15 protein-coding genes are annotated in these 23,935 nt (G+C 67.0%); 10 read left to right on the forward strand and 5 right to left on the reverse strand.

Annotated elements, in window-relative coordinates:
• Nucleotides 1–235: 235 nt before the first annotated feature.
• Nucleotides 236–820: a helix-turn-helix domain-containing protein gene (locus ABZ928_RS41900; RefSeq protein WP_361531205.1), complete on the reverse strand. Its 585-nt coding sequence runs from the start codon at nt 818–820 to the stop codon at nt 236–238.
• Nucleotides 802–2,136: a transcriptional regulator gene (locus tag ABZ928_RS41905; RefSeq protein WP_361531208.1), complete on the reverse strand. Its 1,335-nt coding sequence runs from the start codon at nt 2,134–2,136 to the stop codon at nt 802–804. Before ABZ928_RS41905 ends, ABZ928_RS41900 begins: the two co-directional genes overlap by 19 nt.
• Nucleotides 2,137–2,976: 840 nt before the next feature.
• On the opposite strand from ABZ928_RS41905, the gene ABZ928_RS41910 reads away from it, so the two are divergent.
• The 4 genes from ABZ928_RS41910 (at nt 2,977) to ABZ928_RS41925 (ending at nt 7,703) form a co-directional block, all read left to right on the forward strand.
• Nucleotides 2,977–4,143 carry a citrate synthase gene (locus tag ABZ928_RS41910; protein WP_361531211.1) on the forward strand — a complete coding sequence of 389 codons (1,167 nt, stop codon included), beginning with the start codon at nt 2,977–2,979 and terminating at the stop codon, nt 4,141–4,143.
• Nucleotides 4,144–4,578: 435 nt separating this feature from the next.
• Nucleotides 4,579–4,929 (forward strand): helix-turn-helix transcriptional regulator, encoded by a 351-nt coding sequence (locus tag ABZ928_RS41915; RefSeq protein ID WP_361531214.1) that lies wholly within the window; start codon nt 4,579–4,581, stop codon nt 4,927–4,929.
• A 2-nt stretch (nt 4,930–4,931) separates the two neighbouring features.
• Complete coding sequence (locus ABZ928_RS41920) at nt 4,932–5,660, forward strand: hypothetical protein (protein ID WP_361531268.1); 729 nt, start codon at nt 4,932–4,934, stop codon at nt 5,658–5,660.
• Nucleotides 5,661–6,932: 1,272 nt separating this feature from the next.
• Nucleotides 6,933–7,703: a hypothetical protein gene (locus tag ABZ928_RS41925; protein ID WP_361531217.1), complete on the forward strand. Its 771-nt coding sequence runs from the start codon at nt 6,933–6,935 to the stop codon at nt 7,701–7,703.
• Here ABZ928_RS41925 and ABZ928_RS41930 read toward each other — a convergent pair.
• From ABZ928_RS41930 to ABZ928_RS41940, 3 genes are all read right to left on the reverse strand, one after another.
• On the reverse strand, nt 7,683–9,059 hold the full coding sequence (locus ABZ928_RS41930) for a S8/S53 family peptidase (protein ID WP_361531259.1): 1,377 nt from the start codon (nt 9,057–9,059) through the stop codon (nt 7,683–7,685). The two genes, ABZ928_RS41925 and ABZ928_RS41930, sit on opposite strands and share 21 nt — an antisense overlap.
• A gap of 907 nt (nt 9,060–9,966) precedes the next feature.
• The gene (locus ABZ928_RS41935) at nt 9,967–10,794 is read right to left on the reverse strand and encodes a trypsin-like peptidase domain-containing protein (protein ID WP_361531220.1); all 828 of its coding nucleotides are present in this window, start codon (nt 10,792–10,794) and stop codon (nt 9,967–9,969) included.
• On the reverse strand, nt 10,791–11,114 hold the full coding sequence (locus ABZ928_RS41940) for a CU044_2847 family protein (RefSeq protein WP_361531223.1): 324 nt from the start codon (nt 11,112–11,114) through the stop codon (nt 10,791–10,793). The genes ABZ928_RS41935 and ABZ928_RS41940 overlap by 4 nt, the downstream gene beginning before the upstream one ends.
• 407 nt (nt 11,115–11,521) lie before the next feature.
• Here ABZ928_RS41940 and ABZ928_RS41945 point away from each other — a divergent pair, with 407 nt between their 5' ends.
• From ABZ928_RS41945 to ABZ928_RS41970, 6 genes are all read left to right on the forward strand, one after another.
• On the forward strand, nt 11,522–13,171 hold the full coding sequence (locus ABZ928_RS41945; RefSeq protein ID WP_361531262.1) for an IS1182 family transposase: 1,650 nt from the start codon (nt 11,522–11,524) through the stop codon (nt 13,169–13,171).
• A gap of 285 nt (nt 13,172–13,456) precedes the next feature.
• Entirely contained in the window at nt 13,457–14,314 is an 858-nt protein-coding gene (locus ABZ928_RS41950) for a hypothetical protein (RefSeq protein ID WP_361531226.1), read from the forward strand.
• 229 nt (nt 14,315–14,543) lie between these two features.
• Nucleotides 14,544–18,395, forward strand: a complete 3,852-nt coding sequence (locus ABZ928_RS41955) for a protein kinase (RefSeq protein ID WP_361531229.1) — start codon at nt 14,544–14,546, stop codon at nt 18,393–18,395.
• Between the two features lie 283 nt (nt 18,396–18,678).
• On the forward strand, nt 18,679–18,999 hold the full coding sequence (locus ABZ928_RS41960) for a trypco2 family protein (RefSeq protein WP_361531232.1): 321 nt from the start codon (nt 18,679–18,681) through the stop codon (nt 18,997–18,999).
• Nucleotides 19,000–19,120: 121 nt separating this feature from the next.
• Nucleotides 19,121–22,513: an NACHT domain-containing protein gene (locus ABZ928_RS41965; RefSeq protein WP_361531235.1), complete on the forward strand. Its 3,393-nt coding sequence runs from the start codon at nt 19,121–19,123 to the stop codon at nt 22,511–22,513.
• Nucleotides 22,514–22,958: 445 nt separating this feature from the next.
• Complete coding sequence (locus ABZ928_RS41970) at nt 22,959–23,537, forward strand: hypothetical protein (RefSeq protein ID WP_361531238.1); 579 nt, start codon at nt 22,959–22,961, stop codon at nt 23,535–23,537.
• Nucleotides 23,538–23,935 lie beyond the last annotated feature (398 nt).

The following is a 23,935-nucleotide window of genomic DNA, read 5'->3' on the forward strand; positions in this document are numbered from 1 at the left end:
GTCCCAGCCGCTGGCCGCGGCCGCGGCCAGGGTCTTGGTACGGGTGTTCTCACTCACGAGTGCTTGATCTCCTGAATCGGAAAGGTGCGTTGACGTGCGTCCGTCGGCGAGCAGACCGACGTTCGGTGGCTGTTGAGCGTGGGCGATGGAGGGCCCCGAGCAGCGCTGTGTTCGGGATGACCCGTCATCGGTGCCGTGACCTGCCGGGCCCGGCCGGGGACCCGTACGGGGGCGCTCATGAGCGCTTCCTGGGGGCGCGGGCCGGGCCGTGGTTGTGCTTGGGCCGCATGTGCGTGCCCGCTTGGTGCAGGAGCCGATAGACGGTGCCGACGGAGTAGCTGCACTCCTCGGCCAGGTCCGGCACCGTGGCGCCGGCCTCGTACCGGGCCCGCAAGGACTCCGCGAGCTTCATACGCCGTGCGGCATGGGCTGCGGAGCGGATGCGCAGTGTCTGCTGTGTGGTCCGCGGCGTGCCCCCGGCCTCGATCAGCAGCCGTTTAGCGGCACGTCGCGTCACGGACCCCGTGACGGCCAACTCCGTGAGCGTGGCGCCCTGTTGCTCGTAGAGGCGGCGCAGACGGGCTGCGAGATTGCGGCGGGCTTGCCCGTCGCGCATCCGGCGCGTCTGCCACGAGGTGCGCATCACGGTCCCGGCCTCGCGCAGACGGTTGAGGACCGTGCCGTACGACAGCCCGCTCGTGGCGACGAGTTCGGCGACGGTGGCGCCGGACTCGTACTGCTCGCGCAGACCTTGAGGAGTGATCGATGCGCTCTCGGCATCGACGGGTGGAGGTTGTGGAGTCACGCGGCGGAGTTCCATTCCCTGAGAGCTTCAGCATGGGCGGCGGCCAGCTCGTCGTAACTGCGCTGGTCAGCAGGGGTGATGAGGATCAGTCGGCCGTCGGTGGCCAGGCGCCAATCAGCGGCAGGCCGACCGGTGACCGGGTCGAGGACGCTCCCGCCCGGGGTCTGCCACGCGGACGGGATCTCATCGGGCCGCGGTGCCGGGACCAGGACCTGGCGCCCGTCGCGGACGATCACAACGGCCTTGCTGCGGTGCTCCGCGAACCGGTCCAGCGCCTCCCGGTACGCCGCCCGCTGGACCGCATGCAGCGTCCTGCGCCGGACCGCGACGCCCGCTGTGCCGTAGAACTGGGCAATGGCGTCCCAGCCCTCAGCCGGCCGTGCTCCCGGTTCCGTGGCGGCGCCCTGAGAGCTGTCGCCGAAGCCCTCCACGGCGCGGGGAGTGAGAGTCCAGGTCTCGCCTTCGTGGTGCACGAGACCGTGGTCGGCCAGGCGCCGCAGGGTCCGGTAGGCAGTGGCGCGGGACACGGAGGCCGTACCGACAAGATCGCTGACCGTCTGAGCAGGCCGGACGTGCAACGCCCCGATGACCATGAGGGCGGAGCTGCCGAGGCCGCGGTGGGCGAAGGCGTCGTGGCCCATCAGGCGGGCGATGACAGTGGAGTCGATGTCGGCCGTCATGGCCGTCTCAGGGCTGGTCCACTCCTCAAGTGCCAGGTCGGGGGGGTACTGAGTGGTCCAGAAGCGAGAGAGCGAACCGCAGTCACGACGGCTCCCGGTGCGGCCGTGGTCGAGGTACCAGGTGGAGCCCTCCCGGCCGTGCCCGACCCGCAGCCGGCGCAGCCAGCCCCCAGGCTTGAGAACGGTCTCGTAGACCACGCGCAGCGTCGTCCGCGAGATCCCCGCTTCCTCCGCGGTCTGCCGCTCGCTGGCGTGATGCAGCGGGCCACCGGCAATCTCGGCGAAGTTCAGATGCGCCCGCAGCACCCGCAGCGCGGTCCGTCCCCGCTCGCCGCGCCAGGACGTGGTCTCGATACGGTCCCGCAGGGCAGCCAGGGCCTCGTAGGCGTGGTGACGTGAATCCAGCACTCGGGTTCCGGCGACCACAGCCGTCGCGCTGGCCCACACCCGCCGGACGTAGTCCAGGGCACGCGCCTGCCCCGAGCGCAGGGCGATGTGCCGGGCGTGCCGGCCACCCTCGTGGTCGGGGTGCAGCAGCAGCCGGGTCAGCTCATCGACGGTGCCGCCGGCGCGAGCGACGTGGCAGGCGATCGCCGCCGTGACGCGGTGGCCGTGCTCGGCCGCGCCCTGCCGGTCCTGGCGTAGGGCCACGGTGCGGCCGTCGGAACCGAGCCGGCTGTAACTGCCCGTCGCATACCGGCCGGTGAGATCCCCGAGCAGAATGAGTTCGGCCGCAGCCGGACGAAGGTGGTGAAGGCCCAGTCGGCCGAACGAGTGAGGGATCTGCCGCTGTGGTTCTGCCTGATGACTGTGGTGTGGCACGGTGAGGTCGTCTCGCAAAGACAAGGGCGCCACCCAGGCCCGCTAAAACCACGGGTGATGCCCGGAACCGACCTCCGATCGGTGCCAGCGATGCCTCCAGGATTGCCGTCCTGGAGGCATTCGTATGCCTGGCCCCGCTCTGGAGGCAGGCGTCCCCATCGCAACTCGGCCAAGGCAGGAGCGAAGAGCCGTCGAGGTCGCCGCTTCTGATCCATCCGGCCAACTCGGGTCTCCCAGAAGCAGGTTGCAGAGGGTTTGCCCTCTGACTGCCTCTGCGCGACCCGGGTCGTACCGGGGTCGAATCAGAGCGTTTTCCTCTGACTGCCTCCGATCGCCTCTGCAACCCGTCCTAGCAGGTCACAGCCGCTTTGACCCTCATAAGTCCAGGTCAGGAAGGGTGCGGCAGATTTACTGGCGGTAGTAGCTCTTGGTCTCTCGGATCCGTATTTGCGCAGGTCAACGGCCCTACCGGTGCGATTACAGGGGGCTGGGGTCGATTCGGGGGCGAACCAGTTTGCCGATTACTTGAGTAATCGATGATTTCGCCTCGCATCACGGCTCACCCCTCCCCCGTTGGCCGCCCCTACGGTCTCCCCCCTTTAAGTTGATTCAATCAACATTGACATCGATACGGTCAATCATGGACAGTCGAATCAATTTGAAGGAGGCATGCAGATCAACCGGCCCGCATCCGCTTCTGCCGAGGTGCCACGGGGCCTCGCGGGCGTCGTCGTCACCGATACCGCCCTAGGCGACGTCAGGGGGCTGGAGGGCTTCTACCACTATCGCCAATACTCTGCCGTCGACCTTGCTGAGGCCTGTGGCTTCGAGGACGTCTGGCATCTGATGGTCCACGGCGAACTGCCCGACGCCGCGCAGCGAGCCGCGTTCGCCGCCCACACGGCGGAGCTGCGCCGGCTGCCCGACGAGATCCGCGTCACGCTGCCCGCCGTGGCCGCGGCCAGCGGCCCGTCCGGTCCGCTCGCCGGACTGCGCAGCGCGCTGTCGCTGCTCGGGGCGGTGAAGGGCTTCCGCCCGGTGTACGACATCGACGCCGACCAGCGCCGCGCGGACGCCGTCGCGGCCGCCGCGGCGGTACCCACCCTGCTGACGGCGCTGTACCGGCTGGGACAGGGCCTGGAACCGGTCGAGCCGCGCACGGACCTGGGGTACGCCGCGAACTACCTCTACATGCTGACCGGTTCGCAGCCAGCCTCCGATCAGGTCCGGGCCATCGAGCAGTATCTGATCTCCACCATCGACCACGGCTTCAACGCCTCCACCTTCACCGCACGGGTGATCGCATCGACGGGCGCGGATGTGGCGGCTGCTCTGGTGGGCGCGGTGGGAGCCCTGTCCGGCCCGCTGCACGGCGGTGCTCCCAGCCGGGCACTGGACACCTTGGATGAGATCGGCAGCCGCGACCGGATCGACCAGTGGATCCGCAATCACGTCCTTGCCGGAGAGCGCATCATGGGCTTCGGCCACCCCGTCTACCGCACCGAGGACCCCCGCTCCCGCATGCTGCGCAACATCGCGCAGCAGATCGGCGGCCCGCTGGTCGAGTTCGCGGTCGAGGTCGAACAGCGCGTGGAGGCGATCCTGGCCGAGCTCAAGCCGGGACGCGAACTCCACACGAACGTCGAGTTCTACGCGGGCGTGGTCATGGAACTGTGCGGCCTCCCCCGGGAGATGTTCACCCCGACGTTCGCGGCGGCGCGGGTGGTGGGCTGGAGCGCGAACATCCTGGAACAGGCACAGGACTCGAAGATCATCCGACCTGCAGCGCACTACGTCGGACCGCCACCTCCGGTAGCGGTACCCGCCATTGCCTGAGCCAGACTGGCGAAATGCGCTTCATCACCAGATTCATGTCGTCCTGCGCCAGCCTGTCGGGGGGCCGCCGTCGCTCAGGCAGCGGGAAGATGTGGCGCGAGGGCGTGCAGCTCGTCCATGTCAGCGCAGAAGCCCTCCCCCGGGCTAGCCCAGGCATCGTTCGGCGGGTTGTCATTGGCCCGGCACAGCCCGGGCCTGGAGGTTGGACAGTTCATCGGGCAGGGTTCGCAGGCTCGTGATGATGCGGGTCCTGTTGCGCCGTCCGGTCTTGGAGCGTGACAGCAGATCGGCCATTTCCCGGTCCGGGACGACGAGGTGGCGGTGCAGATCACCGCCGCATTCTGGATGAGCCGAACAGACCCAGGCGAGCTGTTTCAGTAATGGAAAGTGCAGATTGGAGCTATGTCGGATCCCGTCATTGGGTATGGTCGTGCCATGGACGTTCAGATCACACGTAACGTCGCCCGTGTCCTGAAGGTGTTCACCGAGGACCCGGGCACCCCCCGCTTCGGCATGGAGCTCATGAAGTCGATGGCCATGTCGAGCGGCACCCTGTATCCCATCCTCACCCGTCTGGCCAAGGCCGGGTGGATCGACGCACACGACGAGGACGTCGACCCGAGCGCCGCCGGGCGGCCGGCCCGCCGCTACTACACGATGGCCGGCGATCAGGTCCGGCAAGCCAAGCTGGAACTCGCCCAGTTCACCTCCGAGATCAGCCCCACCCCTGCTAGGCCCCTGGGTTGGGCCCCCGGTACAGCCGACGGCACCGGAGGTGTCCGGTGACGATGGAGGACACGATGGCGGGATACCTCTCCGCCGCGGTGGCCACGGCCGAAGGCGGCCCCACGTTCCTGGGCGAGGACTGGACTGGCTGGCGGACGGCGCTGATCGCGGCGGTCGTAGCGGCCCTCGCCTACGAGGCCGCCCTCGCCTTCCTGCGCATGCTCAAGCCCCGGGCCGTCCGGTTCATGACGCTGCGCTTGCCATTCCTGCTGCTTGTGACTGCCCGGCTCACCGTGCCGTCCGCCGCATGGAAGGAGCTCCGCGGGCCGCTGAAGGCCGACCTGTGGGACGTCCTCGAAGACGACGAGCGCGGCACCGCACGGCGCTTCGCAGCCGGCATGGCCTTCTCCGCCTCGCTCGTCTTCGGTGGCGCGGTGCGCACGGCCAGAGCCATGGGCGCATCGAAAGCCGAGGCCAAGGCGAAGAGTCGGTCCCCGCGCACTCGGGAAAGCTCACGACGGGCTCGACGCCTCACCATCGGCACCTCCGTCGTGGTCGCCCTGGCCGGTATGAACGGCCCCTGGCTGTACAGGTATCTCAGTCAAGACCACTGGCCCTCTTCGGGGATGCTCGCCCTCGTGGCCAGCGGCGGGTCAGCCGTCCTAGCTGCCGTTGCAATGCTGTCTGCGCTGCAGGCTTCCCGTAGCGCCCGTAAGACGGCCGAGCTGCTCCCAGCTGCTGACATGCCGGAATCGGCCCGACGCGTACCTGGAGACCAGCCGGGCAACTGAGCCGGTGTCCCTGCGGACGCGCGTCCCATCGGCCACCGCCCTGGCTTCGCCGGGATGCGATTGGCATGATGGTGAAGCAACTATCGCACCGTGTGATCGCTTTCAGGCGACGAACGGCGACAGTGCACGCGAAGAGCCCCCCGCGCCTCGCAAGCTGAGAGGGGCCCTTGCGTTACTTGCGGTGTCGGTTCCTGGCCGTCAAAGCCAGGAACCGACCGCCTGCCAGGGGATGATCCAGGCAAGTTTGCCCGTCCAGTACAGCGCGATCACGATGGTCGTGTATCTGCTGGCCCGCCGACGCATGCGCGACGATCGAAACAGCTGCTGCCAGAACGGCGTCCGCGTCACCGGGGTGTCCGGCTGGCGGTTCTTGGTACGGTGTCGACGCCTCACAGGGCAGCGTCCCCCTTCCCTTCGGTGCCTGGTTCGGCCAGGCGGCCGGGGCCCGTGAGTTTCGGACCCGGCCGGGGTCCGAAACACGCTCCCGGACCGATGCGGAAGAGTTTCACCGCCGGATACTGTGGCACACTCCGGCGGCTATTTCGAGCCCGGATGACCAACTCACCAACGCCCTGACCTGCGTAAATAGAACTGCGAGTTGTCAACTCCCTTACCAGGAAAGGGAGTTAGGGATTTATAAAGATCTTTTCCCAGTTCAGCAAGGGAACTTGGGCCAGAGAACCTCGAGCGGGACGGTCCAGGTCCGCATCCCCTGCGGAAGCAACCTCGGACACGTGCTCATCACCATGGTCGAGCAGCACCCCGGTCGCGAGCGCCAGCCGACTCCCCCACCAGGTGCGCGGACCTGGTCACATGGCTACGTGACGACCGCCTCCCGAAACGCCTGGCGGCCCCGCCGGCGGCCCTGGTGACTGTCTTCATGCCGACGTCCCTGCTCTTGGACCGGACGGCCTGCGTCAAACATGTCGAGGGCGTCGAGGCCCGGCTGCCCCTGTTGTGGTTCCTCAAGTACGACCCTCGCGGCACCTGGCGCGAACACTTCGCGGACCTGAACACGGCAGTGGCGGCTTCGGGGCTGGGGAGGTGCAGTTCGCCTCACCGTTCATCCCCACGGTGCCCGACACGGATCGCGACGCGGACGAGCTGAGATGACTCCTCCGGGACCTGCTGCTACCGGAACCCAGGACGGGCCGGATGGCCGAGCACGGAACGGTAACAAAGCGCTGATCATGCGTAGTTGAACGATTGCGCACCGTAGCATCTCTGCCCCGGGTCGTCGTGTTCGAAGACCTGGTGGGGGCAGGGGGCGTTGTGACATTCCTTTCTGGGGCGCATTTGCGGTGCGCCCGCGTCGTGGTGGGGGCCGGTGTGTGTGCGGGGCTGCTCGGTGTGCTGCTGACCGGCTGCTCGGCCGGCGGATCGTCTAACTCGGCGGAGCCGGAAGGTTCGTCCGCGTCCGCGGCGGACAGCGCCACGCCGTCGCCCGCCACCACCGAACCCGCCTCCGTGCCCACCGACTCCCCTGCGGTCGAGACCACGGCTCCGCCCCCGTCGCCCTCCACGGCCGACACCCTGCCAAGTGAGCCGACCGGCGCTTCCGCGCTGTGGGGAGAGCAGTACAGCGGGACGGCGCAGGTCACGGTGGATGTGTACGACTACTGCAGCGCCGACGGTTCACGGCGGCTCGCGGACACCAAGACGTACTCCATGAACGCCACGCTGGACCTCGGACGCCCGCGCACCGGCGGGGGCGAGACCGAGACCAACCCGTTCTCCCTTCTGCTCGCGGTGGGGCAGCCTTCCGAGGCGGGCGCGGTGTCGTTTTGGTCGTCGGCCGTCAATACCGGTTCGAGCCAGGATCTGGCGGGGAACCCGCGCGACCCGAACCTGCTGCTCACGTACTGGGAGCTGGCGTGGGACGAAAGGCATGCGCAGAGCCGTCAGCCACCCCCGTCACGGCAAGAGGACGACGCCTCGCCCACAGCCCCGATCAGCGAACGGGCATCTCAGCGCTTTCCCTCGAAGAGAGCCACACCCATTTCCGATCCTTCGTCGTCAATTTCACAGCTGGATTACCGGTAGTGGTCGCCAAGTCGGTGGAAGCAGTGCCGGTCGGTGGGCACCTCGCACCTCCGCGAACTCGGTATTCGACGCGAGCAACTGCTCGACGGCGATGCGTGCGGCGCTCTCCTTGTAGGCCGTCATGTGGGCGGCGATCATGCCAGCGGCCACCGGAGTGGCGAACGACGTTCCGCTCCAGTGAGCGTAGCCTTCGAACATCACCTGGTCTGCCTTGGCAGTGGAGCTGTCGGCCACGCTCCGTGCGCTTGTGTGCCGCGGATGCTGACAGTTGCACAGGTAGGTGAAGCCGAAGGGGCAGGCATCGGGTGTGGAGCGCTGGTACACGTACGGGGCGGCTGCATAGAAGCCCGTCAGTGTGCTGGTGAGTCGCTCGCCGGGAGCGTAGGCCTTCACCCAGGAGCCGTGGTTGCTGAAGCAGGCGCCGTATTCGCCGTCGCTGCGCAGTGCGCCGACCGACAACACGACGTTCTCGAAGTCGGGCAGGGAAGCATAGGCGGCAGGCCAGTATGGGGTCGCGCTTGCGTTATCGCCCGCCGCCGCGACCAGCAGAGTCCGCTGAAGCCGTAGTTCCTGCATGAATGCCTCGACGCCTAGCAGGCCGTCAGCTCGGCCGTTGGAGGTGCCTGCGGAGAGACTGATGATGTCCGGCCAGCCGTGCCGGTCGATCACGTCGAAGAGCCGCTGGCCGAACTGGTCCTCCAGGACGGCGCCGACGTCGTTGAGGGTGTTGTGCACAGTGATGTCGGTGTTGCCTGCGACGGCGGCAAGGAGACCGGCGATGAAAGTGCCATGGCCGATGTACTGCAGCAGGTTGCCTTCGCTATCGGTCTCACTTGTGTGTGGGTAGCCGCGGACGTGAGCAAGCAGCGGAGCGAACTGGTAGTCGTGGGTGAGGCCATTGTCGATGACCAAGACGCCTACGGCGCTGTCGGAGTTGTATCTGTCCTCGGCCGGAGCCGGGTTGGTGCCCTGAGAAAGCGGGGCGGGCACCGGCTCGTAGCCGGGGCCAGCGTTCACGGGAGCAATCGAGACCACGTGGTTGCGGCTGACCAGGCGCCGTCCTGCGCGTCCCTCTGCCTCCCGCAGCGCGCGCAGGGCGCCCGCCACCGCGCGATCGCTGCGCCAGTCACCGTCGAGGGGATCTCCGACCTGGATGCGGGTGATACCCGAACGGTTGGACGCTGGGCTCGCGCGGTACACATATTCGGCAGACAGGTCGACAGCTTCGGTGAAGTGCATGCGCACGGTGTCCTCGACCAGGCACGCTTCCTCGCCGTCACGGGCCAGCACGACACCTCGTTCGTACATGAACTCCGCTGAGTCGCCCGGCCCCACTGCCAGGGGAGTATCTGGCATTGAGTGCTGCACCTGCTCGAATCTCCAGAATGCAAGGTCGAAAGGTACTCGCCGTTTGAATTGCTTGGTGACTTGGTGCGCCTCCTGGAGAGCAGCGCGGGCCGACGTGGATTGAGGATGTCGGGCGCCCAGCAGGGTCGATGAATTTTGAGCTGCGACCTCCAGAACATCTAAGGCGCGTGTCATGGTCTTCAAGTTCTGCTGTGACTCCGCCAGCATGTGCTGGGCTGCGGCCATCATCACAAGGGCTTCTAGCGCCCGGGGGTGTTCATTGCCCCAACGATCGATCTGTTGGTCGCATATCGTGACGAGGTATTGGGCCAACTTTCGTACGCGCTGCCGATCTGGCGACTCGGACTTTCGCTCCATTCGGAACTGGACGAAGGATGCACGCATCCGTACGTCCAGCCACGCTTCACCCGTGTCGGTTGAGGGTATGAGCTTCTCGGCTTGGCCGGCATACTGCTGAGCCTGGGGCCACTCTCCGAGTTGGGCCTCAAGCACACTGAGTTGGGTGAGCGCGATCGCCTTTTCCAATGGTGTCCGAGCGGCTTGCTCAGCTGTTATGAGAGCCTCGCGGGCCACGTGGTTTTTTCCGACCTCGGTGAGTGCCGTGGCCATTCGGGTGTGTACGGCGCACACATGTTGGGCAGGGACCAGTGAATTCCTCACCCAGTCGCTTATCACTTGGGCCGTTTGCGAGTAGTCCTCCTGCGCATCAACCCCTAGATCCCGGAGCATGGCTAAGAAGTAGGACATGTTGGTGGCGGCAGCGGGGCTGTCGAGCAAGTTTTCATCGGCCTTGAGGCGGCTTACCTCCTTATGCAGTTTAGGCAGGGCCTGCTCTTCACCTCGCACGGCTGCTTCAGCAGCGTCGATTCTGTGCTGCCATCGAGATTCAGAGGTTTCAGCCACGACCACCGGAGTCTCCTCCCATCGCGCGATCTCCAAGCTTCTGCAGCATCCAACGTCGCTGTTCCGCAGCTTCCGCCGAGGTAATGTATCCGCCCTCCTCCCACTGCTTCAGGGCCTTCAGTACTTCATCTGCCTCACGCACAGGTGCAAGGGAAATCTCAGAGGCGTTCGTTGTTGCGTTGCGCCCATGGGACAACGGTTTTGGCTCGCAGATCCACTGACGCTGCAGATTGACGCTGAGTTTAGGGAATCTACTCATTGCGTGCCGGATGGACGCAGCATAGAGAACGTTCGTTACATTGTTGTCGCCTTTGCGGCTGAGTTGCTCCTCCATGAGGAGGCCGACGACCAACTGCTCTGGATCGGTGTCCACGGGACTGCCGGAGTATCCCTCGTAAGTACCAAGTTCCTCTGTCACCGTCAGTTGGAACCCTGTGAACTCGCCGCCCGCAAGACTGGGGTAATTGATCGGATCATGCTTCATGGATCCACTCAGCCCTGTGGACTCGTCAGTCGGACGGTACGTGACGAGCCACTGTGTGTTCGGGCGCGGCCAGTCAGTTTCTGCAGGCTGTGGCAGATTATGGGTGTGAGCGTTTTCGACGGCTATCAAGGCAAGATCGCCATCCTTGATCGAATCACAGAGGCGGCCGGGAATTACCCGCCCCTCAGGCAGCTCGAGTTCCAGACGTGCATCCTCTGACGACAGATTTCTTAGACAATGCATGGCCGTGAGTACGTATCTTTGCGTCACGAGGAATCCGGCACCCAGAGGTCGGCCGTCCTCGCGGATCTGTACCCAGTGGTGCTCCTGGGTCATTGCGTGCCACCCGTTCGCTGGACGGTGAGCGTCACTTCGAATGACGCTTCCGCCGATGCCTTCGAAAGGATCACTCCAGCCTCCGCTGCCAGCGTGAGACCGAAGACGACTTGCATGCTGGCGACGGACCAGCCGTGCCGTTCCGGTACCTGGGACAGGGACTCCTGCGCAATTGCTGACGCTTGCAAGATGGCTTCTTGCAATTCGACAGAGCGGTCAGCCAACGGCGTGGCCTGACGTGCCTTGCTCCCGATTTGCCTGGCCCCGTATCCGTTGAGCTCTACGGTTTCAACTCGCACCAATGGTATGGCAGTTGTCATTTGATCCCCCATGGTGACGTCCTCCGGCCTGGCCAGGCCTGGTTTCCTCGGCGTAGACCTGTGGGCCCGTCTGCCGACATGTGTGTGACGAACGAGTTCTCTTTGGAGAGGAGAGGTGCGAACTCATGCCTGAGTTGAGCCGTTCTGGCCGACCCTGTGTTTCCTGTGGACTGGCGCGAAGGTACCGGCTGATGCAGCCGCCGGGCAGGCGCCGTACCAACAATCCATGCTCGGTTACGCACGCCGCATGACTGGTCTATGGGCCCTGGCCGAGGAAATCTGCGTACGCAGCGGTCATGTCCCGCGGGGGACACCGTTGGCGAATTCGGCGGTGGTCGCCAAATGACCTTGCGGCGGCGGGATGATGGCGGGAAACGGCGTGGGGGCGCGAGCGTGAGGTGATCGAGGTGTCGCTGCGTCCACGCCTGCCGGGTGAGGTTCCGGCCCAGACAGCTGAGGTGGCCCGGCTGGCGTTCCCGAAGGGCTGTCTGTGCATGCGGATCCTGGGAGCACTCGGGCCGCTCTTCGCCGACAAAGACTTCGTGGAGCTGTTCCCCCAGCGTGGTCAACCCGCCTGGCCACCGCATCAGTTGGCGCTCGTATCGGTGCTGCAGTTCGTGGAGGGGCTGTCGGATCGCCAGGCGGCCGCTGCGCTGCGCGGCCGCATCGACTGGAAGTTTCTCCTGGGGCTGGAGTTAACCGATCCCGGGTTCGACCATTCCGTGCTCAGCGAGTTCCGGGACCGTCTGGTGGCCGACCGGGCACCGCGGCGTGTGCTGGACCTGATCCTGGACCGGCTGCGGGAGGCCGGGCTGCTGGTACGGCCCGGCGGCCAGCGCACCGATTCCACGCACGTCCTGGCCGCGGTGCGCCGGCTGAACCGGCTGGAAAACACCGCGGAACACCTCCGCGCCGCGCTGAACGCACTGGCCGCCGCGGCGCCCGACTGGCTGCTGCAGACGGCGCCGGCCGACTGGTTCGACCGCTACCAGCGGCGCATCGAGGACTACCGGCTGCCGCGCGGCGAGGGTCCGCGCACCCAGTACATGGAGCAGACCGGCCAGGACGGCATACGGCTGCTGACCGCGGTATTCGCTCCTGGCGCCCCGACCTGGCTGCGGCAGATACCGGCAGTTAAGGCCCTGCGCCTGTGCTGGATCCAGGAGTTCACCATCACCGATGACCGGGTACGGATGCGCGGCCCGAAGGACATGCCGCCCTCCCGCGACCGCATCGAGTCCCCTTACGACGGCGAGGCCCGCTACTGCATCAAGAACGCCACCGAATGGAGCGGCTACAAGGTTCACCTGACCGAGACCTGCGACGCGCACCACCCGCACCTGATCACGCACGTCGCCACGACCGAGGCCACCGTCACCGACGTCGAGCTGACCGAGACGATCCACACCACGCTCGACGAGGCCGGGCTGCTGGCCGGCGAGCACTTCGTCGACCGCGGCTACGTCAACGCCATACTGCTGGCCACCAGCACCAGCCGCCACAGCGTCGAACTGACCGGCCCGATCCGTGAGGACATCACCTGGCAGGGCAAGGCCGACGAAGGCTTCGCCATCGACGGCTTCCGCATCGATTGGGACAGCTACACTGCCATCTGTCCGCAAGGCCACCGAAGCGTCCGCTGGAAAGCCCACCGCCAACAGCGGCCCGGCTACTGGCAGTCCAACGTGTTCTTCGACCGCCAGGACTGCACCACCTGCCCAGTACGCTCGAAATGCACCCGTTCAACGACCGAGCCACGCAAACTCGCCCTCGCCCCACGCGAGGAACACGACGCGATCCGTGCCAGGCGGCAGCTGCAGGAAACCGAGCAGTGGCGACGGCACTACGCCACCCGCGCCGGCGTCGAAGGCACCCTCGCCCAGGGGCTATGCCGCTGTGGCCTGCGCAGAAGCCGCCACATCGGCCTGAACAAGACCTGCCTTCAACACGTCCTCACCGCCGGCGCTCTCAACCTCATCCGAACCGACGCCTGGCTGACGGGAACACCACTCGCAAGCACCCGCACCTCCCGCTTCAGCCGCCTGCGCCCCGCATAGACACCGTCGAATTCGCCAACGGTGTCTCTCCATGGACGCAACCCGGTCTACTCCGAGAGACATCTCAACAACCCGGCAGTCCGGGCATCGGATAACCGCGACCCCGCTGAACTGCTGGTCCCCAGTACCCCGCGAGACCTGAGCGATCATTTGCTCGGCCAGTCCATCGGGGCGTCCGTGGAACGGCACCCGGGGTTGCCCCGGCGCAACGACGCCCGGTTGCCCGAAGACGAGGACGGACACGAACCAGCGGGTCCGAAGCTCCACACGTATGGCGGCGACAACGTGCACACTTGGCTGGCACGCCTCGCCGCCTATCTGAGGTCCGCCGACACGCAGCCTCCCTCCGCGATCGGTCCCGGCTCCACAACCGACCTCGTCCTCTCCCGGCTGTGGCCACTGGCAGGCGAACACCGCGTGCGCATCATGGACGGAATCGCCACCGGTCTCATCGTCCTGACGACGCTGCCCCTCGCCTGGACCACCTCCGCCCCCGTACTCGCCGTCGAAACGGTCAGCGGCATCGCGGTCGCGGCTGGCACCCGCGCCTCGGTTCGCCGTGTGCATCCGCCCAAGCGCATGGACTGGTACCGGGCGTTCACACCATCAGGACTGCGACAGTTCAGGATCGCTCTCAGGGACGGCCTCGCGGGAGCGCTGATCGGCGCGGCCGGAGGCGGACTGATCGGCGCACTGCTCGCCCACTCGGCATCGGGCGGGGGACTGGGTGCGGCCATAGGCGGCGTGATGTTCGGACTTGCGTCCGGCCTCGAGAGCGAACCCTCCCGAGCGACGTCACCACGCGGAACCATCCGCAGCGATCTGGCGGTCGCACTGTCCGGCGGGGCAGCCCTCGCCGCCGGGGCCGCGATCGGTGTCGCGGCCGGATTCTGGGGCGAGATCGGTTTCGTGGCCGCCATGACGGCCGGCGTCGGCGGTGTGCTGTCCATGGGTGTCGAGTCAGGGCGTCGCTATCTGGTCTTCGTCCTGTGCATGCGGGGCGAACTACCGCTGCGCCTGGGCCTCTTCCTCGACTGGGCTCTGTCCGCCGGACTGCTGCGCCTTGCCGGTACCGCGTACCAGTTCCGGCACGAGGGGCTTCAGGAGTGGCTGGAACGACATCCGGGCGCATCGTCGTCATAGAGCGAACCAGACCGCCTTGCTCTGCGGACGGCACAGTCCGGCATACGGAAACGGCAGACATCGTGATCTTCACGGTCCACTCGGAGCAAGTGCAACGCACCTCTCCAAACTCACCGCGAACGCCTCCTCCGAGGGGATAGCCCAACTTTTCGGAGAGTTGCGTTGAACGCCGCTACGCTCCTTGCACGGGCGGGAGTTGGCACGACATCCCGCGCCCCAGGGGGTGCCGATGGAACCGATGGCGGCAGACGATCCGCGGCGGGTGGACAAGTATGACCTCATCGGCCGCCTTGGGCAAGGGGGAATGGGCACAGTCTTCCTGGGAAGGTCGCCTGGAGGCCGACTTGTAGCGGTGAAGATCGTTCGTGACGAGCTTGCCCGCGACGGGGAATTCCGTCGCCGCTTCCGGCGTGAGGTTGCGGCGATGCGTAGAGTCGGCGGTTTCTGGACCGCCGCCGTGGTGGCGGCGGATCCTGACGCGACTGCACCCTGGCTGGCCACGGAATACGTTCCTGGACCTTCACTCGCCGTAGCCGTACGTCAGCATGGCCCGCTGCCCCCGGCTTGTGTACACGCCATCGCTGCCGGGTTGGCGGAGGCGCTCCTGGCCATCCATGCGTCCGGGCTCGTTCACCGCGACCTCAAGCCGTCGAATGTGCTGCTTACATCCGACGGTCCCAGGGTCATCGACTTCGGTATCGCCCGGGCCCTGGACGGCACGGCGCTGACTGGTTCCGGGCAAGTGATCGGCACGCCGGGTTTCCTGGCGCCGGAACAAATCACCGGCGAGCGGGCCGGCCCGCCGAGCGACATCTTCTGCTGCGGGCTGACCCTGGCATACGCGGCGACCGGCCGCAGCGTCTACGGCACCGGGAACGCACTGGCTCTGCTGTATCGGATCGCGCACGAGGCACCTGATCTGTCCGGGCTCCCGGACGCGTTGCGCCCGACCGTCGAACCGTGTCTCATCCGCCTGCCGGAAGCCCGTCCCACCGCCGGGCAACTACTGGAGCGGCTCGGCTCTGGGGTCCCGAAGGGAGCCTGGCTCCCCGGCCCGGTCACCGTCCTCATCCGCCGGCATGTAGAGGAGGCCACTGCCGCTCGGGGTGTGTCCGAGGGCCAGCAAGGTGCGGCTCCGCTCGTGCCCCGCGAGGAGGGGAGCCTGCTCGGGGTGCTACTCGTGGCGCGTGAGCCCATGACCGCCGACGAACTCGCAGCCATCCTCGGCTGGCCGATCTCACGCGTCATGGAGGAACGGGCTCAGGCCGGTGGCTTGGTGGACGGCGCGCATGCCCTCTGCCTCACCTCTGACGGCCACGCCGAGGCCATGCGCACAGTCAGCGCCGGCTGCCGTGAGGCCAGCCTGGGGCGCCTGCTGCTCTGGGCTGGCCGGTTCGCGCGTGACGGCTGGCCCGACGACACTCCCGCCTATGTCGTGCGGCAGTACGCGAACCATCTGGGCGAGAGCGCAGGCGCCAGCGCGCTTGCCGAACTGCCCTGTCCGCAATGGCTGAAGCTCAAGGAGAAGCACCACGCACTGTCGTCACTGACGAGTGACCTTGAACTGGCGGTGGAAACGGCCGCGCGACAAGATCCGCCGGACTGGGCCCACATGGTCAGTGCATCCCTCATTCACGCCACCATGGTCTCGACGGCCGGAGCTGCACCACCAGAAGCGGTCGCGTTGCTTGCCGAAGCGGCCGATCCGGATCGCGCGGCACAGCATGCGGCGTTGATCGCCGCACCCGACGACCGGGCTTCCGCCTACTGCCAAATCGCGGAAGTGCTGTGCTCCGCGGACCGCCGGACCGATGCGGCGAAAGCCGCCGAGCTTGCCCACTCCGCGCTGCGCAGCGCGCCATACTCGGGCAGGTATGACGCGTGGGCAGACGTCTCCACAGCGCTCATGAACACCGGCCAGCAGGAAAAGGCACGTGAGGCCGCCCGGCGGACTCTCGATTCGGCGAAGAACGCGAGCAAATGGGAAAGGGACTTGGCCTATGTGCGCGCCGCCCGGGTGCTGGTGGCGGCGAACATAAAACGCGAGGCAGAAACGATCAAGGATCTTGTCGCTGCCGATGCCGGATTCACGAAAGATTGGCTCAGGCAGCTGACGCTCAAACAGGTCGAGGCAGCACTGACCGAGCAGCAGGCAGTGCCAGACGCTCCGGTGCCGCACCGACCGACCGCTGTCCCTGAGTCGACGGACACGCTGGCGCAGATCCGGCGCCGTGTAGAAGCACACGTCCAGGGGCCGCCTGGAAGGCGAATCCTGGACCTCGCTCAGGAGGCGCTGTCCCTCGTGGCGCTGAGCTGCACCGAAGAGGCGGTCCTCGCCATGGAGCGGGCCGCCGCCCTGGCCGTGGACACGGACCCTGCGGTGAAGGCCCCCCAGCTGCCGCGACTGGCCATGGCGTACGCAAAGACGGGCAAGGAGGAGCTGGCCCGCAGGACGGCGGACGAGGCACTGGCGGCGGCGCGCCAGCTTCCTCCACACGCACACGAGACAACAGAGCATCTGAAGAGCATCGCCACAGAGCTTGCAGCCGCGGGTTTCGCAGCTCAGGCGGTTGAAGCCGCACGGACCATCGCTGACGAACGGGACCGGGAAGGCGCGGTGGCGGAAACGGCGAGCGCACTGGCCCGCGCGGCGCTGTTCGACGAGGCGGCCGAGGTGGCCCGGTCCCTCCCCGCCGGATACCGCGCCTGGGAGGCTCTGGTCGGTGTCGGCAGGGAACTGCTGAAGGCGGGGCGCCCGGCCAGAGCCCGCATGCTGCTCGAGCCGCTCCTGTCCGTCACGGCTCAGGCGGCCGAGGACGAGCGGAGCGCCGATGCACTGATGGGCCTGTCCCAAGTCCTCGTTGGTACCGGCGCGTTGGACCGGGCCAGGACAGTCACGAGCCAGGCGCTCAACCAAGCAGCGGGGACACGTCATCAGCGGACGGTCCGGCTTGGCGAAGTGGTTGACACCCTTGCGATGCTGGCAGAGGCACTGGCCCAGGCCGAACGGCACGAGGAGGCCGCGGCAGCCGTGTCCCAGGCGCTGGACACCGTGCGCCTCATGACGACGCTCGGTGAGACCGAGGCCGCGTGGTACCGGGTGTCGGCATCATGCCGGGTGGCTGGGGCGCTGGTACGGTGCGGCCGAATGCCGCAGGCACTGGCCATGTCCCAGGAGGAGCCCGACGCGGCAAACAAGGCCCGGATCCTGCTCGCAGTTGCCAGGACGCTGCTGGAGACCGGCGCCACTGCTCAGGCGATGCGACTCGTCCCCCAGGTCCAGGCCGCAGCACAAAGCGCCGATGGCGAATGGCGCACCGATCTGGTCCTCGGCGACGTTATCGAGATCCTCGCCGCTAACGGTCAGATAGACCGGATCCTGCCCCTGGCGCAATCAGCGCGTACGCCGGAAACACGGGTATCGATGCTGGTCAAGGCGGCGCGTGCACTCGGCGGCGCGGGCCAGGCCGCGAATGCCGCCATGGCCGCGGACCAGGCACTGACGACCGTGCAGGAGATGAGAGGCTCCGACAGAGCCAGAGCGCTTGGATCTGTCGGCGAAGCCTACGCCCGACTGGGCAGGACGGATCAGGCGCTGGCCTGCGCAGAAGACGCCCTGCAAGCTGACGACACCTTCGGACGCCATGCCTCCTTCCCTGCGGCCCGCGCCCTCGCCCTGGCTGGCCGGCCGGACCAGGCGGTCACCCTGGCACTGAAGCTGGGGCTGCCGCATGTGAGCCTCAACCTCTCTGGCATCGTCGAGGTGCTCGTCGAAGCCGGACGCCTCGACCAGGGGCTCGCGATCGTGCACCAGATGCCCCCACAAGGACCAGACAAAGCCCGATGGCTGGCCCGGATCGCGCGACGCCTGTCAGATGCAGGGCAGCAAACTCGCGGCGTGGAGATCCTGGAACAATCCCTGTCCGCAATGCGAACAGCCGGACGTAACACTTTCTTCCAGACACTTCCCGCCGTCCTCAGCACCCTCCTGGCAACAGACCAAAGGAACCAATCAGTCCAGGTTGCAGAGGCCGTACTCGCCACCGAGACATGGCTGACCGAGCGCGAAGACCCAGTGTGAGTAGCCAGGCTCGAACTGCGGATCGACACGGCGAGGACAGAGGAATCGAGAGAGAACGCCACGACGGTGACTGGGCTCGCGAGCTCGGTCGGCGGCGACGCACACGCCCGCGAGATTCCCATCTCCGCAGCGCTATGACTGATCGGGCGCTGCCGAGAAACGGATAAACAGACATGACGCCCTCTGGGTGGACCGGTCAATGGCCCAGATACCGCGATCTGCCCTTGCGTGACCGTCTTGGTAATTACACTCGGTCTACTGATCGCGACCAGGGGGCGGCGTGATGACTGAACGGGGAGCTGCGATCGGGCTGTCGGAGGCCATCGCAACGTTGCGCGAAGAGCTGTCCTCGGCGCTGGAAGCCGGGAGCGGTTCGCGGCTGCGGTTTCGTGCCAACACGGTGCAGCTCGATGTCGACGTGGCATTGACCCGGGAGGGCGGGGGCTTCGGAGGGGTGCGTTTTTGGGTGGTGTCCGCTGAGGCCAGAGGATCGGTCTCCCACAGCGTGACCCACCGCCTGTCCCTCAACCTTGAGCTGGTCGACATGTCCACGGAGGAGACCGGCGTACTCATCGGCGATGATCTCTCCGAGTCCCCGGAGTAGCGGGCCAACCATGGCTAGGCCGGAGGACGCAGACCGGCGTGACCGGCGGGAGGTCGAGATTCGAGTCGCCGGCGGTGCGAGTCACGCTTTCGGCTCCGGATACGTGGTGGCCCCCACAGCCGTGCTGACAGCACGTCATGTGGTCGAGCGGGCCATCCGCAACACCGGGTCCGTCGACGTGCGGCCCCTGGCCAGGGTCGGCCAGGAGGGCTGGCAGGGGTGCCGGATCGCCTGGCAGAGTCCCCTCTACGACGTGGCGCTGCTGGAGGTCGTCGACCCTGCGTTCCCTTTGCCGACCCCGGGCGGGACGGACACGCTCTGGGGCGGTGTACGGGGCAGTGTGCCGCTTACATGCACTGCTGTCGGTTTTCCGAGATCCGCAGCGATGGGCCGTGTTCGGGAGACCGAGCAGCTCGTGGGTGACGTGCTGCCCGGAGCCGGTGTGAAGCAGGGGCTGCTCAGTTTCGACATAGGCCAGGCCGAGGGCGAGTGGCACGGCATGTCGGGTGCCGCGTTGCTGCACGGCCCTTATGTCGTCGGGGTCCTCGTCGAGGACCAGAGCTCCCGCCTTCACGGGTCGCGTCGGATCTGGGCGTTCCCTGCGGAGCGCTGGGTTGCGCATCCGGGTTTCCGTGATGCCGCTGTCCAACTCGGTATCCCCATTGACCTCTTTGCTCTGCCGGAGCGGGAGCGCCGGAGCCCGGCAGCCGAGCGAGTGATGACCACGGTGAAGGACCTGTGGCTCACCGAATCCCTCAAGCCCTTGCAGGGAAAGGTCCGGCTCGACGTTCTGGCTATACGTTCCGACCACTTGATCGATGCCGATCCCTGGCGCACGCTGCCTGCGGAGCCGGATCCTGATGCGCTCCCTGAGCCCGCGTACGAAGCCGCCACTGAACTCATCGATCCCCATGCGGTGCCTCGGCTGCTGATCACCGGAGCGGCAGGGGCGGGCAAGACCACGCTGTTGCTGCAGCAGGCCCGTCGGCTGTGGAACGGGGCGAGTATCGACACCGGTCAGCCGATCCCCTTGCCGCTCAGTCTGCAGAGTTGGCGGGAGGGCGCTTTTGACAAATGGGTGCTGCACGAGTTGGGCCGCCGCACGTACGGGGTGAGGTCCGAGGACGCGCGTCGTTGGCTCTTCGACGGGGCTGTGACGCTGATGCTCGACGGGCTCGACGAGGCCTCTGAACCGTGGCGTTCACAACGGCTGGACTCATTGGCCGAATTCCTTAACAACCATGAGCAGTTCGGACGAGTCGGGATGGTGATCACCACCCGGCCGGAACGGATCATGACACAGCCCCGCCTGCCGCTGGGACATGCCCTGCGCGTGCTCCCGCTGGGCCAGGACGAGGTGGCCCGGCGACTCGCGGAGTCGGGCCCCGTATATGCCCGGTTGAGCCGCCGGGTGGAGGAGGATGCCGTCCTAGCCGACGTGCTGAGTAGCCCTCTGATGCTCGATGTAGCGGCTGCGACGGCACGCACGGGCGACCAGCCTGCGCCCGGAGGGACGGCGGAGGACTACCGCAGGCAGTTCTTCGACCTGCTTCTGCAGCATCTCCTCCCGCGGGCCAGGGACTTGCGGGGCAATGTCCCCACAGGACGCTCCATGCGCGGCCTGAGCAGAAAGCTGATTCGCCTGGCGCGGGTGCTGACCTACCGCGGGGAGACAACCTTCTACCCGGACCTGCTCACCTCGGAATGGACGGCGGCGGGCTACGCGGCTCTGCCCCCTCCGCAGCGCGGGTTCGTAGGGCGCCTGGTGACCTTCCTGGCGATCGTGTTCCCCGGCGCAGTGTTCATGCTTCTCGGCGCGCCCTTGTTCCTCACCGCCGGTGTCCTGGTGCTGGGTGTTCCCCGTGGTGTTGTGTTCGGTCTCGCCGCAGCCGCAGCGTTCGGTCTCGGCCGCGGATACAACAGCATGCCCAACGCGCTGGCCGCACGCTGGTCCTGGTCGTGGCTGGAGGCCGCACGTGGGCTGACAGCGGGCATTCTGGTAGTGGCCGGAGCGGCGCTCGTCGCTGCCTCAGTCCTGGCAACGAGTGCGAGTAGCGGGCTGTTCCTATTGCCGCTGTTACTGCTGATCGGCCTGGTCGCAGCACTCAGGTACGGCTTGTCCGGCGAGCGGCAGGCAGGAGGTCTGGCGACCATGTGGCTGGGCGTGGTGAGCGGGATAGTGACGGGGGCCGTCGTGGGCGGCCTGGAAACCCCGTTTCAGAAGGCCACGCCTGAGGCCGACCCAGCCGAGTGGATACCCCAACCCCTAGTCCCTGCCTTCCACACCATGGTGGGGCACCTGGCCGACTCCGCATTCGACGGGACGAACATCGGCGTCGTGGCCGGCCTGGTCGGAGGCTTCGCAGCCGGCTGGACCGGCGGTCTCGGCTTCGGCTTCATAGTGTCCGTCCTGGGCGCGGTGCCTGGCGCGCTCTCGGCAGGAACGGCCTTCGCGCTGGTGCGGGGCCTACAGCCGGATCCCGCGAAACCTGCCGTGCCGGCGCAGGCACTGCGGGCATCGGGACGGGTGATCCTTGTGGTGTGCGGGGCGTCTGCCGCACTCGCCGGAACGGGCCTGTGGCTCGTTGCACGCGAGGACGGGCCAGTGCGCGGTGCAAGCGCCGTGCTGCTGGTGGCGATCAGCCTACTGTTCGGCACCGGCCCCGTACGGGATTGGACCGATCACTGGGTCACGCGCTGGAGCCTGGCAACACGAGGAATCCTGCCCTGGGCTGTGACCGGATTCCTCGAGCGCGCTACGGAGCGCGCGCTGCTTGTGCCGATCGGGGGCGGCTACAGGTTTTTACCCCACGTCGAGTACCAGCACTACCTGGCAGGCAGGGACGAAGAGCAGGCCGCCGCCGGCCTCCCCACAGCCACGGCTGTGTGGACAGCTCCCATTCCGGATCACACACCGCAGACAGACAGGGCCGTGCTGCGCGGCTGGTGGACGGCATCCGCAGTGGGCCGACTGGCCAGCAAGGCTCTGAGCCAGGTCGTCGAGCACATTGTCTTTCCTCTGGCCAACCTCCTACTAGCCCGGAAGGTGCTGCTCGGAATGTTCCTGGGCTATCTGGCGAGCGGGCTGCTGGCGCTGGCTCCCGGCTTGGGAGAGGACGACGTGTGGCTTGCCGCCGGTCCGTGCGCATTCACTGGCGGCGTCCTACTGTTCCTGCATTCGGGAGGGCACCTGTCCTCCCTGTCCTTCCTCGATTCCTGGGACCGCGCGCTCAGCAAACCGCTCGACAGGCTCGTCTCATCGCTGGCGGTCGGGTGGCAGTGGCTTCTCGCACGCACGCCCCAACTCCCCCGGTTTCTGCGGCACATCGGCGTCGGCTCCCTCGCTGGTTACGTGCTCAGCGCCATCCCCAGAGCATTTCCCGGAACTGACGCGCAGCTCGACCTGCGGTTCAGCCTGGTGCTGGTCGGCGTCGGCGCCCTGGCAGGCCTCGCCCTGGCTCTCCGTAAGAAATGGAGGGCAACCTACAACGCCCCGACGAAGAAGATCAGGTAGCCGGAGCAGAACGTGCTGTTCTACAGGCCGGCATCCATCTCCCGCATCCGTGCCCCCTTATTCGGCCGCCCTGCTCTGCGAGTCTGGGCAGTCGGACACGCCCGGACGGACACGTGCGGCCGGAAAAGTCGAGGAAGTCCCCGACTGCGTGCGCGACAGCTTGGAGGGCGGCCCCGCTCCGGCCTGGGACACCGGCCGGAGCAGGGGCGGGCCGACTTGATCCGATCCCGTTCATGGCCAGCGACTAAGGCGGGGACTTCGTTCTCCCCGGTGTGCGGGGAGCTTTGTACTTGCGCCGTAAACCTCTCCCGTCAGAGCTGATATCGCCGCGCGCGGCCGTGGTGCAATGGAAGAGCTGGCGGCATACCGCGTGCAGTTGATCATGGTGTGGCGGGGACACGGGCTGGGTGGGTGTGAGCCATGATCGAGGGCTGGGGAGTGGGCGATGGCACCGATCGTATTAGTGCACGGGATCTTCAACCACGTCCGGGGGATGACGCCCGAGACAGCGGGACTGCGCCAGGCGGCGGTCTGCCTCCCGGGATTGGCCGAGGACGTTGGGAAGCTGCAGGCCCAGGTGCCGGAGCTGGTCATGGCCTACTACGCGGATCAGCTGCGGCAGGAGTTTCCGGCGCAGGCGCAATCGGCCCGCAGCGAGGGGGACTTCGAGTTCCTCAGCGGACGGCACCGGGTGCAGGCAGCGGAGTGGTTGGTCGCCGCAGGCGTACCGGTACCGGAGGATCCGCAGAATGTGGGGCTGGCGCCACTGCGGCAGATGCTCGGCTGGCTGATCGACGAGCGCAGCAGGAACCGCTTGGGCGCGGCGGTGACAGAACAGCTGATCCACCGCCTTGAACGCGTCATCGTCACAAATCTACGGGAGGTGGAGGCCTACACCACCTGGCCGGAGCGGCGGCGTCTGGTGCGGGACCGCTTGGCCACAGTGGTCCGGCGGGAGAGGCCTGCGGTGGTGATCGCGCACTCGCTGGGGTCGTACGTCGCCTACGAGACTCTGCATGCCTAACCGGAACTGGAGGTACAGCTGCTGGTGACGGTGGGCTCGCCGCTACGGGTCCCTTTGCTGGCGCGCCGACTGGACCCGGGGCTTCGCGCGGGCCGCGGGGCGTCACGGCGTGCTGCACCTGGAACCGATCCCCGCCGAGGGCCTGGATGCCGCTCACCAAACATGGGCACATTTGTTCTATATGGATGGCCGAAAGATCCTGCCGGGTGACGGCTTCAGTGATTGGATGCCGGTGTCAGAGCGTGTGGTCAGATCGTTGGACACGCCACTGGGCACACCCCTCGCGGAGGCGCGACTGGCCCGCGGGGGGGTGCCTCTATGTCCTTCGTCAAGCTGAGCTGGTCATGCGGCGGCCAGCTCGGGGTCTCGTGGTTCGTAGAAGGTGCCGTCGCGGAGCA

Origin of the sequence: Streptomyces sp. NPDC046909 (assembly GCF_040644695.1) — a bacterium.
Classification (GTDB): Bacteria; Actinomycetota; Actinomycetes; order Streptomycetales; family Streptomycetaceae; genus Streptomyces.

Coding starts and splice junctions, on each gene's coding strand:
- ABZ928_RS41900 (WP_361531205.1), bottom strand. CDS start 820: ATGGAACTCCGCCGCGTGACTCCACAACCTCCACCCGTCGATGCCGAG.
- ABZ928_RS41910 (WP_361531211.1), top strand. CDS start 2,977: ATGCAGATCAACCGGCCCGCATCCGCTTCTGCCGAGGTGCCACGGGGC.
- ABZ928_RS41915 (WP_361531214.1), top strand. CDS start 4,579: ATGGACGTTCAGATCACACGTAACGTCGCCCGTGTCCTGAAGGTGTTC.
- ABZ928_RS41920 (WP_361531268.1), top strand. CDS start 4,932: ATGGAGGACACGATGGCGGGATACCTCTCCGCCGCGGTGGCCACGGCC.
- ABZ928_RS41930 (WP_361531259.1), bottom strand. CDS start 9,059: ATGCCAGATACTCCCCTGGCAGTGGGGCCGGGCGACTCAGCGGAGTTC.
- ABZ928_RS41935 (WP_361531220.1), bottom strand. CDS start 10,794: ATGACCCAGGAGCACCACTGGGTACAGATCCGCGAGGACGGCCGACCT.
- ABZ928_RS41940 (WP_361531223.1), bottom strand. CDS start 11,114: ATGACAACTGCCATACCATTGGTGCGAGTTGAAACCGTAGAGCTCAAC.
- ABZ928_RS41955 (WP_361531229.1), top strand. CDS start 14,544: ATGGAACCGATGGCGGCAGACGATCCGCGGCGGGTGGACAAGTATGAC.
- ABZ928_RS41960 (WP_361531232.1), top strand. CDS start 18,679: ATGACTGAACGGGGAGCTGCGATCGGGCTGTCGGAGGCCATCGCAACG.
- ABZ928_RS41970 (WP_361531238.1), top strand. CDS start 22,959: ATGGCACCGATCGTATTAGTGCACGGGATCTTCAACCACGTCCGGGGG.